Source organism: Nocardia sp. NPDC052112 (assembly GCF_040680135.1).
Taxonomy (GTDB): domain Bacteria; phylum Actinomycetota; class Actinomycetes; order Mycobacteriales; family Mycobacteriaceae; genus Nocardia.
Genome location: NZ_JBFAWD010000044.1, coordinates 1 through 13,518 on the forward strand (window position 1 = coordinate 1; position 13,518 = coordinate 13,518).

A 13,518-nucleotide genomic window follows, 5' to 3' on the forward strand; every position below is an offset into this window, starting at 1 on the left:
ACTGATTACGGAAGCAACAATCGCCCGCTGTGCTGACACCGCACTGTTCCCGTGCTGACACGACCGCTGACACAGAGCTGACAGATCCCACATGTAGGAGCGGGTAGTGGTGCAGATGCCCGAGATCCTTAGCGCCGGATCTCGAGCCAACGTTCAGGTGAACTCGAACTACCCTGTTCCGCAACGTCTTTCGACGCTAGCGCCGGATCCGGGGCGGATGCACCACCACTCCCCTGTCACACCGGATTCCGCGACGCTGCTCCTCGCCCCCCCGAAGCCGTCGATATCGCCGAACTGATCGGAGCGCTGCACTGGCGCCGACAGGCCGCCGGGGACCCTGCCATGCAGCAGCGATTCGCCGCCGAGATCGGGCGACGTCTCGGACAGCCCGGCTATCGGCCCCAGGTAGTTCACGACCCCATCGCGCACTGGATCGATCAAGACTGCTGGCGGCCACCCAGCCTGCCCATCCACGACTACCGCGGTCAGCGCACCTTCGGCGGCCCCAGCTACCGAAAACCCCAGCAGCGCAACGAAGAGGCCCGCTTCACCAGCGCTGCCCGGTTCGCCCAGCACCGCTGCGGCGGCGACGCCATGCTCCATCACCGCAGCCTCGCACCCGTCATCCTGCGCGACTGGGCCCGATCCAACGCGCTGTTCGAAAGCGCGCTCTCGGCGACAGCAACAGTCAGCGAGCCCCGCGCTGAACGGGCCAGCGATGCGAGCTGGCGCGTCGCCCGATCCTTCGACTACATCCGAACTGGCCCCGCGCCAACCGATTACCTCGACACTGCCGTCGAACCTGCCCCTTGGCCGGAGCGGACCGAACCACGCGAGCAAGGCAAGCCGCGGCCGTGGTCGGTCAGCGAGCGGCCCTACTTCACACCCAGCCCACGCCGCCGCCGACAGTTCAAGTTCGGTTGAAGACATGACATCTGTGTCACTTCACTGTCAGGGTCGCCTCGATGGTCCAGCTGAGGTCGTGGCGAGAGAGGGTTTCGAGGAAGTCGGCGGGATCGAATGCTTGCGCGGGGGTGCGTACTCCGGCGGCAGTGTCGCATGCCGCCAATCGCCGGGCTGCTTCGACCACGGCGACGGCGGTGGTTCCGTAGGTGTCTCGGCCTCGGATGACTCCCCGTGTCTGCTGACCCTGGTGGTCCACGGCGTCGAGCAGGTAGGTGAATTGCTGCCCGGCGCGGTCGTGCTCGGTCGGGCCTGCGGGAAGCCCTGCGATCAATTCCGGCGTGATGGGTGTTTCGAGGCTGGCTTTCAAGGTTGCCTCCAGCAGGCTTTCGACATGCTCGACCTGCACGTGTCGGGGGATGGTGACTACCTCGCACGTCGGCAGCGCCGCCATCGCGACGGACTCGCCGTCGGGCAATGTGATTCTCTCGCGCCGGGCCGGGATCCCGCTGCGCCAGGCACCGTCGTCATAGGTCAGCCCGCCTGACCGCATCGCGTCCATCGTCGCCGCCGCCGAGCGCAGCGATCCGCGTGAGAGACCGGCGGCACCGGTGATGAAGTGGCTGACAGTGATCTCCGCCAGTGGCCCGGTCTGCTCGGTGATCAGGTGCGCGAGCAGGTCGCCCGGCAGGCAGCCGTCGTTGACTGCCGGTACTACCGTGACACCCGCACGCTCGGCGTCGCCGCCGAAGGAATCGAAAACGTCCTTCACATACTGTTGCTCGCCCGCGGTGTCGACGTAGTGGGCACGCGCGGCGATCGCAGCATCGACCATCGCCGCGCCGGAGGTGGTGAATGGTCCCGCGCAGTTGATGACGACATCGCTACCCGCTAAAGCAGCAACGAGAGCGGCGCGGTCGGCGAGACCGGCCACCCGGCGATCGGCGTCGGGAATTCCGACCTCGGCGGCTGCGGATTCCAGCCGCGCCCGATCTCGACCGACGAGTCGGACCTCTACGCCCTGGCGGGACAACTCGGCAAGGGTGAGCTTGCCCTGATAGCCGGTGGCGCCGTAGACGGTGATGAGCATGTCAACTCCTGTGGCTTACGATTTCGCTGCGTGATCAGCAGCAGTTCGAACCTAAAGCCAACACTCTGCGACGTTCAATGCGTCAGAATCCAACATCTATACGAATCTGTCTCGATGGAGTCTTGATTTGATAGTTTTGATGGTGTGGATCCCCTTTCTGACGTGGTGGCCGCGATGCGGATCGGTGAGCCTCATTCGGGCCGGGTCAGCCATCATGCGCCGTTCGGCTGGCAGTTTCCCGCCTTTGATGCCGCGGGATTCCATGTGGTCCTGGCAGGCACCTGCTGGTTTCTGCCCCCCGCCGCCGACCCGATCGCGCTGCGGCCGGGCGACATAGTGTTCCTCCCGGGAGGATGCACCCATGCCCTGGCCGACGATCCGGCCACGCCACTACGTCCTGCTGCTGCATCGCTGCGCCGGGTGAACCCGCGACCGTCCCGACCGGACACCGCATCCGCACCGCGACCGGAGACCGTGCTGCTGTGTGGTGCCTACCTTCTCGATCGAAGCCGGTCACATCCGATGCTCGCTGATCTGCCCGAGGTCATCCATCTGCCCGCCCCGGAAACTCGTCATACCCCGGTCGGGGCGATCGTCGATCTCCTCGACAGCGAACTTGCCGCCGACCGGCCCGGTCACGATGCCATGCTCCGTTCGTTGCTCGACGCGCTACTGCTGCACATCCTGCGCGGCTGGCTCGACCGCCAAACCGACACCGGGTGGTCGGCCGCGTTACACGACCCAGCCGTTGCCGCGGCGCTCTCGGCGATCCACGGCTCGCCCGGGCACGGCTGGACCGTCGCCGAACTCGCTGCGCACGCGGGGATTTCGAGAGCTGGCCTCGCCCGCCGATTCACCGACCTCATCGGCCGGCCACCCATCGCCTATCTCACTTGGTGGCGCATGACCCTCGCGGCTCGGCAACTGCGCGACACCGATACCCCGCTGCCGGTCATCGCCCGAGACTCGGGCTATGCATCCGAATTCGCGTTCGCCCACGCGTTCAAAAACGAATTCGGCCAGCCACCAGGTCAATTCCGAAGGAAGAACCCGCCAGTTCAACCACCGGATCGGAACGCGGGACGTTCGAGCTTCGCGGCTCGCGCGGTCACACGCGCCGTCGAATCCGAAAGATAGACCCGAACACTCGGCACCCAGGAAAGCCACACCAACTTTTCGCAGACCACGTCGGCAGCCGCCCGTTGGGAAAAGTTCACTCGGACCGGACATGGATATTTGGTTTGTTTAGGGATTGGTTGCGGTGTGCGGGGAGGGTTGTGGAGTTGGGATATAGGTTGTGGGTGCTGTGGGCGTAGGGCCTCTGTGGCGGGAGAGCCCGTGCCTGGCCTGAAGCGTGGTCTTTGGCGGCGCACCGTCGAGCCGGGCGGTCAGGCACCTTTTGCCCATGCCCAGGCTGTCAGCCGCCACTGTGTCCCCACCTTGCCGAGCGCAACGGTGAAGAGTGAGCCGGTTTGCGTTACCTGCTTGCCCTGCAGATTGACCGTCATGGTCGCGGGCACAACGACATACGCGTGGTCACCGGTGACATCGATGTGCCGTGGCTCGCCGAGGGCAATGTGGTAGCCCGACGCTCCTGTGTGCTCGCCCTCCCTACGCACGTCCCTCCACCAGTCTTCACTGGCTGTCGGTCCCTGCCACACATGCGGCGACATACCGTCGAGTATCTGCATCGGGTCAGCGCACAGCGCAGCCATCGCCTTCGAGTCACCGTTGTTGAAGGCATCGACGTATCGGAGCACCACCGCCATGGGCGGGTCGAGGGCGATGTCCATGTCGGGACGGTAACTCGAGTTCTTCGCGACGGGACGGATGACGCCGTCGTGTCGTCGTTCATCTGCGAGGGCCCGGCGTCGAAGTCCCCGAAATCCGCAAAGTAGGTCCGAACACGTCGGCAGCCTGAACCGTCCGCTTGGTTGATGCTGCTGGCTTCGATCTCGGTGGGATCGGTGTTGCGGCGCAACTGTTCTGGGCCAACTCTGGAAGGCAAGCGCCGCTCACATGCACCGGGCTACTTCGCCCGCTGTGTGCAGCGTTGGTGATGGACTGCCGACCCGCCGACCAACGGGAAGGAGCGCGTTCACCGCGACTCGCGCCGTATGCAATGTGCTCGGCTGGCGGTATGAGGTCGCCGAAGCGGCGGATCCGGTGGTGTCGGCGAACGTTCGCCGGTTGGGGTTATAGGCGCCCGCGTCAGGCCCGAGATCGCTGCCGTCTTGCTCGCGGGATTCGAGGTCGCCGGCGGGTGGTCTATGACGCCGTCGATGACGCAGGTTCGATAGAACCCGGTGACTACTGCGGTGCGGCGGGCGACGGAGGAGGGTTTGTACCGGCGGGTCTCCTGCATCCATCGCACGTACCGTTCGATCTCGGCCCGCACCGCCGCTAGCGGCAGGAGGTGATGTTCGCTGCACCAGCGGAAGTACAGGCGTAGGTCGGATCCGCAGTGCGTACGAGAGTTCCCGGTGAATCGAGCCAGATAGGCCCGCGCAGGCCAGGCCAGTACGAGATCGTCTCCGGCGAAGGTGACGTCGATATCCGATGAGGCACCCATGCCCCACGATGCCGACAGAACCAGGCAAATTGCACCCTGGTTGCGGCATTATCGTGCGTTGCTGTAGGGACGTAATATCGGGACTTCGCTTACGGCCGGATCAGGTTCTGGCCCTTCAGGAATCGAGAAAGTCGAGGAGCAGCGGCACCAGGGTCGCCGGGCGGTCGAGGGGGATGATGTGACCGCAGTCCTCGATCAGGTTCCCGGTCAGGGTGTCGGCGACCGGACGGAGTTGGTTTTCTAGTGTGGTTCCGACCGGGTGGGATCCGATGGCCATCGTCGGCACGGTGAGCCGGGCGGTGTCGACAGCCCGCCGGATCTGCTCAGCGCTGGTGGGCATCGCCCGATAGTAGGAGAAAGCGCACCGCAGGGAATCAGTGCCGGTGTAGGCGGCGACGAAGGCATCGCGGGTTGGTGCGGGGATGCCGCGACCCTGGGTACCGGTCGCCAGAAACCAGTCGAGGTAATCGGATTCGTTTCCGGCAAGGACCTTTTCGGCAAGACCCGGCGCCGCGTGAAACCCGAACCACCAGGGCGGCCCACCGGCCAGAAAGGTTTCGGCACCGGGCAGCGTGCCCAGCAGCGATTCCATGAGCACCAGCCGGTTGACTCGATCGGGCCGCCGCATCGCCAGCAGGAACGCCGGCGGAGCACCGGCGTCGATCGCGACGACGGACGCGCTGGTTTCGCCCAGGGCGTCGAGCAGTCCCTCGGCGTCGGTGGCAAGCGTGCCTGCGTCGTAGCCGTCCTGTGCTCGTGTGCTGGCGCCGAGGCCGCGCAGGTCCGGCGCGATCACCCGATGGCGTTGCGCGAGTGGGCCCATCACCTCGCGCCATAGCTGCCAGGTGTGTGGAAAGCCGTGCAGCAGCAGGACTGCTGGTCCGGTGCCGGCGATCGCCACGTTCGCTTTGATCCCGTTGGTTGCGACCATCCGCACTGTGAGATCTGGCAGTTCGTGAGACATTCGATCCTCCGCTAGCCGGTTACCGATAGTTACCAGCTGACCGTAGGTAACCCGAGGTAGCCTGCCAAGACGGCACTTTTGATACAGGTGGTGAGCTCCAGGTGACTACCCGAACCAGCACAGGCCAGCGCGGGATCTGTTCGCTCCGGGCTGCCCGACCCGTCGGCTTCTGGATCGGCTCGGCACCAAATGGGTGTCCATGGTGGTGAAACTGCTCGCCGAGGCCGCGCCCGGCGAGGTGCGCTTCGCCGAACTGCAGCGTCGGATGCCGGGCGTATCGCAGAAGATGCTGTCGGTGACTCTGCAAAGCCTGTCCCGCGACGGGCTGGTCACCCGCCGCGTCGAACCTACCGTTCCCCCGCGCGTTCACTATCGCCTTACCGATCTCGGACTCTCCCTGGAAAATCCGCTGGCCGCACTGCGTGCGTGGGCGGAGGAGCACATGGCCGAGATCGACGCCGCCGCAAACCCTGCGGACCACGCATGACCTCATGTCGATCCCGGCGATAGCCACGAAGATTCCCGCGGTGTGTGGCGGCGGCAAAGCGCGGCCGTCAGCGGATCGAAGACGAGAGGGCGCACCTCGTGGCCGTCGCTCGAGTCGCTTCGGCGAATGATCCGCTAATCGGCATGTTCCGGATGGCTGCGGTGTCGCTTCGTGACCTCGTACCGCTCTCCTCCAGTGAGTGAGGCTGCCGCCGTGTCAGTTCCGTGGGCCTGCCATACCGATCGCCGGAGAAGCATCGACCCGTTGTCTTCGTGGGTCTCGTGACTTCGAGTGAGATAGATTTTCTGACTGGAGCGGTGGGGTTCCCGCTTGCCAGTTGGACCAGGAGGGGACAGCGTGTTGGAACCGATCAAACGGGCAGCGGCCGCTCTGAGTCGGAGCTTGAAGGGCACCGCAAGCGGGACCGCGGCTACTTCTGGTGAGGCCGATCCCGTCTCGCTGATGGAAGAACTTCTGCCACTGCAGGAGCAATGCCTCGGCCACGACCACCCGGACACCAACGAGACGCGCGATCGTCTCGCCGACGCTTATCATCGGGCAGGGCGGGGGGATGACGAAGTTCCGCTTTTGAAGCAGCTTCTGGCGTACCGGGAGCGGGTCCTCGGTCACGATCACCACGACACCAACGTCGTACACAATCGACTCGGCGGCACCTATATGTCGCTGAGTCGATGGGACGAAGCCATTCCGCACTTCGAACAACTTCTTGCTTATCGCGAGAAAATGTTCGGACCCCAGGTGTATTCCGTCGTTGGCGCTCGCCGCGTGCTTGGCGTGGCGTGCTACCGGGCGTGCCGATATGCCGAGGCCGTCGCGTTGTTCGAACGGAACCTGGCGTACGTCGAGGGAAGCGGCGCCGACACGTACGAAGATCGCTGCAATCTCGCTGCCGCCTATGAGGCTGCGGGTCGCTGGGATCAGGCGATCCCGTTGTATGAAGAACTCCTGGCTTACCGGGAACAGCTTGTCGGGCACAATGATCCCTTCGCACAGCGCGCCCGCGACGACCTCGTTCGCGTGTACCGGTCGGCGGGCCGACCCGACGAGGCTGCCGCCTTGTCCGAAGCAGGACCGCCCTCGTCGACACAGGAGTGACGGCATCTCGAACTTGCACGGGCGGCACGTCGAAACTTTCCGCACTACGTGCACGTCCGGCGTGTTCGTCGTTGGCGCATGCGAAGACCCGGAATCGGCATTGTGGGCGCGTTCGACCACAGGTCGAGTTCCGTTGCTCACGGAATATCACGATCACCTGCCGCCGGTGCCCATGTTCGCTGAATCGGAAAGTCAGCTCGAGTTTGTTGTGAAGGAACCACATTCGGTGGACCGTTTGCTCGGAGTGCTGGGTCGGGTCCAGCCCAGCCTCACGCTCGACCTGCTGATGGACCTTGTGGCTAGCTTCGATCGCCAGCTCAAGAGTCTCGGCAACTGACTATATTTGACGCTGTTCGCGCCGATCGGGAATCTGGTGTTCAGACCGGCCGATTACCCGCAGCAGCCAGTCGCTCGCGCACTCCGCGAACAATCCGAGCATCGTGGTCGAACACCCGCTCCACAACAGGGAGCAACTGTTCGTAGAGGGTGATCGCCTCGCCCGTGCGTCCCACCGACTCATAGGCGTCGGCGAGGTGGTAGCGGATGCTCAAGGTACCGACGTGCTCGGTGCCCATCATGCGCTCCCAATCAGGGATCACCTGTTCGTAGAGGGTGATCGCCTCACCCGTGCGCCCCACCGACTCATAGGCATAGGCGAGGTTGTAGCGGGTGCTCAAGGTACTGGGGTGCTCAGCGCCGAGCACCCGCTTCCGATCGGGGAGCACCTGTTCGTAGAGGGTGATTGCCTCACCCGTGCGCCCTAGCGACAGATAGGCGCGAGCTAGGTTGTGGCAGGTGCTCAAGGTGTCGGGGTGCTCGGCGCCCAGCAGCCGCTTCCGATCCGGGAGCACCTGTTCGTAGAGGGCTATCGCCTCGTCCGCGCGCCCCACCGCCCGATAGGCGCCAGCCAGATTGTGGCGGGTAGTCAAGGTACCCGGGTGCTCGGCGCCCAGCACCCGCTCCCGATCGGGGAGCAACCGCTCGAGCAGGGCGATCGCCTCACCCGGCCGGCCCGCCGTCCGATAGGCGCCAGCCAGGTTGTAGCGGGTGCTCAAGGTGTCGGGGTGCTCGGCGCCCAGCACCCGCTCCCGATCGGGGAGCAACCGCTCGAGCAGGGCGATCGCCTCACCCGGCCGCCCCGCACTCCGATAGGCGTCGGCGAGGTTGCCGATCCGCAGCGATCGCGCCGCCTCGTCCTGCACGACACCCTGCCGGGCGGGACCGGCTACCTGCACCGTCTGGCCAGCGCCGACCGATTCCGGGAAGTGCTCGTTGCGGCTCGCGACCTGGTGTCCACCTGTCCATGCCAGGACGAGGACCCGCCGAAGCGTGCGTGCCACCGTTGCTTGCTCGCCCATGTCGAGGATGACATGTACGACAAGGTGAGTCGTCTCGAGGCCCTGGAGATGCTGGACGAGCTGCTTTCCGAGTGGGAAGTCGCCGAGGTCGCCGACACCGATCAGATCTCGTTGTGGGATCAGGTGGAAAGCGAACTCGAAGCCCGGTTCCTGGATGGACTCACCAAATGGGCGGGCCGGCCGGAGACGGGAACCCTGGCTCGCGGTGAGCTGGTGGGCGGAAAGCGGACCGCCGACCTGCGCATCGAGGGCCCTGATGGTGAGGTTCGGCATTGGAAGATGCTGTTGCAGAACACCATTCGAGGCACGCGTCCGGATGTGGTGTTCCGTTTGGTCGGTGACGACACCCAGGAGATCTCGGTCTATCTGGACGGCTACGAATTCCACGCATCCCCGGCCCACAACCGGCTCGCCGACGATGCCCGCAAGCGAGCTCGCCTGCGCGCGCACCGCGGCCTGGTCTTCCAGATCACCTGGAACGACATCGACAAGTGGGAGCTGCGCGGCTTCGGCCCGAACACCTCGCGAGACCCGCTGTTCGCTCCATATCTAGGCAACGCGCAGAACGCCGCGCGCGGCATCTACCGGCAGCGCACGGGTCGTAACGCCGATGAACTGGTGACGACCATGTGGACCAACCCGATCGACACCCTGCTGTCCTACCTCACCGATCCGGATCGGCGAGTCTGGCTGGCACGCGCCGAGGCCGTGGTGGCCGGTGCAACGAAGACCGCGAAGGAAGTTCCCAGCTCGTCGGACACCGCGGGGGTCGCGAAGCGCGTGACGGCCGCCCTGCACGGAGAACCGCTGCCCGCCGCTGAGGTCGGTAAGATCGCGGCTATTGCGGCGGGGCCGTTGACGATCGTCCTCGATCAGCGCTCGGAACCGGCGTGGAGCGCGTTCACGGTGATCGACGACCGCGCCGAGACGATCGAAGCCGAAGCCCACAAGGAACGCTGGGCGAACTGGCTGTACTGGGGAAATCTGTTGCAGTTCCTCGACTTCGGCGGCGGCGACAGCGCTCAACTCGCCCTGTCCACCCTGGACGAGTTCGATGCCGGTCAGCTCGCTGCGGCCGGCGGCAGCGGCTTCCTCACCATGCTGAGCCTGCTGCCGCTCGACGAGGACCTGACCGACGACACCTTGCCTCCGCCGCCGCGCCGGGAGCCCAAACCGGAACCTCGGACCGTGGCCGACGACCGGGCCACGGTGGCGGACTGGCAGCAGCCGCTCGATCTGCTCGACCCGGACGAACCCGGTCTCGCCGGACTCGCGCATGAGCTGGCCGCGCTCGGCGTGCCCGCCCCGGAAGTCGGCTACGAACTCGGCGATAACGCCTGGCAAGCGGAATTGGCCTGGCCGGCAGCGAAAGTCGCGGTAGTGCTGGTCGCGAACGATGACGAGGCGCGCAAGCGCGACGCCGCCTACACAGAAGCGGGCTGGGAGTCGCGACCCGTGCCGGCCTGGACGGCGGCCGAACTCGCCGAACGAATCGGAGGTGCACGATGAGCGGCGCGACACTGCGGATGCTCGACAAGGCCTACAACGAGGTACTGAAGCTTCCGCGCGCGGTCAAGGGTGCGATCTACGACTTCCAGCACAAATTCCGGGAGAACCCGGAATCGCCGGGTCTGCAACTCAAACAGCTCAAAGGCAACTCACCGCTATTTTCGGCACGCGTCAACCTGGACTACCGAGCGCTGTTGCTGCACGCCGGCAATCAGGACTATGTGATCGTCGCGATCAAGCCGCGGCAGGAGGTATACGACAACCTCGATCGTTACGCCTACCAGGTCAACCCGGTCAGCGGCGGCATCGAATTCGTCGACCTGGTGACGGCCGAGGCCGCCGTGCCGGAGGAACCGGCCGGGCCGGCACCGCTTTTCGCGAAGTACTCCGACGAGACCCTGCTCGGACTCGGTGTCGCGGAGCCCATGCTCGTGCTGATATCGAAGCTCACCACCGAGGACGAGCTGCAGGCGCTCATCTCCTACGCGCCGCAGCTGACCGCGGAGGTGCTGCTGGAACTGTTCGCCGGTAAGACGCCCGAAGAGGTCATGGAACAGATCACCGCTCCGGTCGCGGCGCCGGAGGAGATCGACGTCGAGGACTACCAGGCCGCGCTGGAGCGCCCCGCCACCGTCACCACCGAAGACGGTGCGCTGCAGGCGATTCTGGAAGAGGGCGACTTCGGGCGCTGGAAGGTGTTCCTCTACACCCCACCCAGCGCAAGATCGTCAATCGCGAGTACGGCGGGCCGGCCCGAGTCAGCGGAGGTCCCGGCACAGGAAAGACCATCGTCGCGCTGCACCGGGTGAAGCACCTGGTGGACCGGCTCGGCCCCGGAACCGGCAAAGACGTTCTGCTCACCACCTTCAACACCAACCTCGCCGCCGACCTGCGACAGCGCCTGCTGGACCTGGCCGGACCCGAAACCTTGGCGCGCGTAGAGATTTTCAATATCGACAAACTCGCTGTCAAAGTGGCCACCGAAGCCACCGGCAGTGCCGGGCGTCAGTGGATCAACGACGTGAAGGCCGTCGAGGAATGGCGGCGCCTGCTCGACGAAGTCGGTGAGCAGCAGTGGGATGCGCAGTTCCTGCACGACGAATGGAGCCAGGTCATCCTCGGGCAGGGGGTGACCACTCGCGCGGAATACTTCAAAGCCCGCCGCGCCGGGCGCGGACAGCGCATTGGCAGAGAGGCCCGCGCCTCGATCTGGCGTCTGGTCGAACGCTTTGTCAAGCGGCTGGACGAGCAGCGGATGTGGACACTGCGGCAGGTCGCCGAACGCGCCGCCCTGCTGGAAACCGATCGCGCGAACAACATCGCCGCAGCGAACGACGTCGCGTCGCAACAAGATAGCGAGCTGCGGCATCGCTACCGGCACATCATCGTGGACGAGGCACAAGACCTAAGTCCAACCCACTGGCGGATGCTGCGCGCGATGGTCGCCGAAGGCCCGAATGACATGTTCATCGCCGGCGACACCCATCAGCGGATCTACGGCCAGTACGCGTCCCTCGGCCAGCTCGGCATCAATATCCGTGGCCGGTCGGCGAAATTGACGCTGAGCTACCGCACCACTCACGAAATCCTGGGCACGGCAGCCGCATTGCTGGGCGACGAAGAGTGGGATGACCTCGATGACGGCAACGACGATCTCGCGGGCTACCGTTCGGTGCTGCGCGGGCTGCCACCTGCGCTGCAGTCTTATTCCACATGGGAAGCCGAACTGGACGGAATAACCGAGCAGATCGTGAAGTGGGGCAGCGGGTCGATCGCGGTGGCGGTGCCGGAACGGTGGATGACGGAAGCCGTCTCGAAACGCTTGAGCAAGGCCGACATTCACGCCAGCGTCATCGGCACAGAAGGCCCGCGAGAGATCGACGCGCCGGTGCACATCGGCACCATGCACCGCTTCAAAGGTCTGGAATACCAGCGCATGATTCTCGCCGGCGTCTCGGAAGGACTGCTTCCCGGGAGCTGGATCCTCGAACTGAAGCAGACCGATCCCGCGCGCTACCGTAGCGAGATCAAGAAAGCCCGGTCGCTGCTGTTCGTCGCGGCCACTCGGGCCCGGGACAGCCTGATGATCAGCTGGAACGGAAAGAAGAGCAGGTTCCTGGCGTGAAAACCCTCGCCGATCGGTACCGCGTCACCTCAGCCATCGGACGCGGCGGCATGGGGGAGGTGTGGAGTGGACTCGATCTGCGCCTCAACCGCATGGTTGCCATCAAAATTGTGGCCCCCGAGCTCGCGAGCGATTCCGATACGCGGCGTCGCTTCAACCGGGAGGCCAGGATCACTGCTCGACTGCACCACCCCGGTGTGCCCGCGGTGTACGACTTCGGTACCGACGGTGAGCTTTTCCTGGTGATGGAGCTGGTGCCCGGCGAAAGCGTCGGCATGCTCATCGGCGAGCAAGGAAGCTTGCCGGTGGGCTGGGCCGCGTGCATCGCGGCCCAGGTGTGCGCCGTCCTGACTGCCGCTCACCGGGTCGAGTTGATTCATCGGGACCTGAAACCGGAAAACCTCGTGCTGACCCCCAACGGCATGGTCAAGGTGATCGACTTCGGTGCCGCCACATCACTGAAGGTCGGGGAGTACTCCGCGATTACGGAATGGGGCAATATTCCGGGATCGGTCCATTACATGGCCCCGGAGCTGCTGGAGGGCGAATCGGCCAGCAACTCGAGTGACCTGTATTCGGTCGGGTGTCTACTGTACGAAATGCTCACCGGTCCACGGCCGTTCCGATGCCGCAACGACTCGGCCGAGCTCGGGTGGTTGCGGGCCGAGGAACCACGGCCTATGAACGGGGTTCCGTCAGAGCTGGAGGAGCTCACTCGCCAGCTGCTGGCCAAGGATCCCGCACAGCGCCCAACGGATGCGCTCGCTGTCCACCGGCTCTTGCTGCCCTGGATCCGTGGACTCACCCCGCTCCCCGGATGGATCGAACGCGATCTGTCCACCGACCCGATCCACCTGTACCTGCATGCACTATCGAATCCGATGTAAGCGGGCTCGCTCGTCTGTTGAGCGTTACCAAGTTCGGCCAACTGTCCGGTCGGATCCGGGACCGCGGACCGCTTCTTACGATCCGCGTGACCGTCGAGCCCCCCGACGATCCCTTCCAGCACGCCGTTCACCGGGTTGACCCGCAGGGTCGACTTCTCGGCCAGTTTGTTGGCGACATCGTGTTTCCAGGTGCCGAGATAGATGTAGGTGGTGTCGGAGGCCTTGCCTTCGATGCGAAACATGATGGCGCGGAAGTTCAGATCGACCCGTCGAGCTTCGGCATCGACTTGTTGTTCGTCGGCCACACGACCATTGCCATCCGTGTACTCCTTGGTCCGATACCCGCCCCGACCGTCCGCTCGACGCGAACTCGCCGCTACTCGTCTGGACATCCTATTTTGGCGCCCATGAGATGGTGGCTGGGTTGCCGGAGTCGTCGCCGTCTACCGCCAGTTTCCGATACATAAACTGTCGCAACCGGTCCGACGTATTGCGACACGACGCCGT

13 protein-coding genes and 2 pseudogenes are annotated in these 13,518 nt (G+C 65.0%); 11 read left to right on the top strand and 4 right to left on the bottom strand.

From position 1 onward, the window contains the following. The first annotated feature begins 342 nt into the window (after window positions 1-342). On the top strand, window positions 343-924 hold the full coding sequence (locus tag AB0L58_RS41255) for a hypothetical protein (protein ID WP_364396573.1): 582 nt from the start codon (window positions 343-345) through the stop codon (window positions 922-924). Window positions 925-940: 16 nt separating this feature from the next. Here AB0L58_RS41255 and AB0L58_RS41260 read toward each other — a convergent pair whose 3' ends face one another. Then, window positions 941-1,993 carry a saccharopine dehydrogenase NADP-binding domain-containing protein gene (locus tag AB0L58_RS41260; protein ID WP_364396576.1) on the bottom strand — a complete coding sequence of 351 codons (1,053 nt, stop codon included), beginning with the start codon at window positions 1,991-1,993 and terminating at the stop codon, window positions 941-943. A 144-nt stretch (window positions 1,994-2,137) separates the two neighbouring features. Between AB0L58_RS41260 and AB0L58_RS41265 the strand changes: the two genes are divergently transcribed. After that, window positions 2,138-3,130, top strand: coding sequence for an AraC family transcriptional regulator (locus AB0L58_RS41265; protein ID WP_364396578.1), 993 nt, complete (start codon window positions 2,138-2,140; stop codon window positions 3,128-3,130). 251 nt (window positions 3,131-3,381) lie between these two features. On the opposite strand, the gene AB0L58_RS41270 is transcribed toward AB0L58_RS41265, so the two are convergent. Further along, window positions 3,382-3,786 carry a nuclear transport factor 2 family protein gene (locus AB0L58_RS41270; RefSeq protein ID WP_364396582.1) on the bottom strand — a complete coding sequence of 135 codons (405 nt, stop codon included), beginning with the start codon at window positions 3,784-3,786 and terminating at the stop codon, window positions 3,382-3,384. 126 nt (window positions 3,787-3,912) lie between these two features. Between AB0L58_RS41270 and AB0L58_RS41275 the strand changes: the two are divergent. After that, a pseudogene (locus AB0L58_RS41275) lies at window positions 3,913-4,053 on the top strand (PEP-CTERM sorting domain-containing protein); the annotation flags it as partial. Between the two features lie 627 nt (window positions 4,054-4,680). Here the strand turns inward: AB0L58_RS41275 and AB0L58_RS41280 are convergent. Then, complete coding sequence (locus AB0L58_RS41280; protein WP_364396587.1) at window positions 4,681-5,529, bottom strand: alpha/beta hydrolase; 849 nt, start codon at window positions 5,527-5,529, stop codon at window positions 4,681-4,683. A 169-nt stretch (window positions 5,530-5,698) separates the two neighbouring features. Between AB0L58_RS41280 and AB0L58_RS41285 the strand changes: the two genes are divergently transcribed. The 3 genes from AB0L58_RS41285 (at window position 5,699) to AB0L58_RS41295 (ending at window position 7,469) form a co-directional block, all read left to right on the top strand. After that, on the top strand, window positions 5,699-6,016 hold the full coding sequence (locus AB0L58_RS41285; protein WP_364396701.1) for a helix-turn-helix domain-containing protein: 318 nt from the start codon (window positions 5,699-5,701) through the stop codon (window positions 6,014-6,016). Between the two features lie 357 nt (window positions 6,017-6,373). After that, a complete protein-coding gene (locus AB0L58_RS41290; protein WP_364396590.1) occupies window positions 6,374-7,132 on the top strand; it encodes a tetratricopeptide repeat protein in 759 nt (252 codons plus the stop codon). Window positions 7,133-7,193: 61 nt separating this feature from the next. Then, complete coding sequence (locus AB0L58_RS41295; protein WP_364396593.1) at window positions 7,194-7,469, top strand: hypothetical protein; 276 nt, start codon at window positions 7,194-7,196, stop codon at window positions 7,467-7,469. Between the two features lie 40 nt (window positions 7,470-7,509). On the opposite strand, the gene AB0L58_RS41300 is transcribed toward AB0L58_RS41295, so the two are convergent. Next, window positions 7,510-8,367 carry a tetratricopeptide repeat-containing protein gene (locus AB0L58_RS41300; protein WP_364396598.1) on the bottom strand — a complete coding sequence of 286 codons (858 nt, stop codon included), beginning with the start codon at window positions 8,365-8,367 and terminating at the stop codon, window positions 7,510-7,512. Here AB0L58_RS41300 and AB0L58_RS41305 point away from each other — a divergent pair. The 5 genes and pseudogenes from AB0L58_RS41305 to AB0L58_RS41325 form a co-directional block, all read left to right on the top strand. Beyond that, window positions 8,362-8,421 (top strand): annotated as a pseudogene (locus tag AB0L58_RS41305) (hypothetical protein); the annotation flags it as partial. The gene AB0L58_RS41300 and the pseudogene AB0L58_RS41305 overlap by 6 nt on opposite strands. Window positions 8,422-8,502: 81 nt before the next feature. After that, window positions 8,503-9,999 (top strand): hypothetical protein, encoded by a 1,497-nt coding sequence (locus tag AB0L58_RS41310; RefSeq protein ID WP_364396707.1) that lies wholly within the window; start codon window positions 8,503-8,505, stop codon window positions 9,997-9,999. After that, window positions 9,996-10,808, top strand: coding sequence for a hypothetical protein (locus AB0L58_RS41315; protein WP_364396601.1), 813 nt, complete (start codon window positions 9,996-9,998; stop codon window positions 10,806-10,808). The genes AB0L58_RS41310 and AB0L58_RS41315 overlap by 4 nt, the downstream gene beginning before the upstream one ends. Beyond that, window positions 10,724-12,124: a UvrD-helicase domain-containing protein gene (locus AB0L58_RS41320; RefSeq protein WP_364396704.1), complete on the top strand. Its 1,401-nt coding sequence runs from the start codon at window positions 10,724-10,726 to the stop codon at window positions 12,122-12,124. The genes AB0L58_RS41315 and AB0L58_RS41320 overlap by 85 nt, the downstream gene beginning before the upstream one ends. Further along, complete coding sequence (locus AB0L58_RS41325) at window positions 12,121-13,011, top strand: serine/threonine-protein kinase (protein WP_364396605.1); 891 nt, start codon at window positions 12,121-12,123, stop codon at window positions 13,009-13,011. The genes AB0L58_RS41320 and AB0L58_RS41325 overlap by 4 nt, the downstream gene beginning before the upstream one ends. The last annotated feature ends 507 nt before the right edge of the window (window positions 13,012-13,518 follow it).

Bases quoted from the DNA above. Each gene is read 5' to 3' on its own strand.
- AB0L58_RS41280 (WP_364396587.1), bottom strand. From the start codon at position 5,529: ATGTCTCACGAACTGCCAGATCTCACAGTGCGGATGGTCGCAACCAAC.
- AB0L58_RS41260 (WP_364396576.1), bottom strand. From the start codon at position 1,993: ATGCTCATCACCGTCTACGGCGCCACCGGCTATCAGGGCAAGCTCACC.
- AB0L58_RS41270 (WP_364396582.1), bottom strand. From the start codon at position 3,786: ATGGACATCGCCCTCGACCCGCCCATGGCGGTGGTGCTCCGATACGTC.
- AB0L58_RS41255 (WP_364396573.1), top strand. From the start codon at position 343: ATGCAGCAGCGATTCGCCGCCGAGATCGGGCGACGTCTCGGACAGCCC.
- AB0L58_RS41310 (WP_364396707.1), top strand. From the start codon at position 8,503: ATGTACGACAAGGTGAGTCGTCTCGAGGCCCTGGAGATGCTGGACGAG.
- AB0L58_RS41315 (WP_364396601.1), top strand. From the start codon at position 9,996: ATGAGCGGCGCGACACTGCGGATGCTCGACAAGGCCTACAACGAGGTA.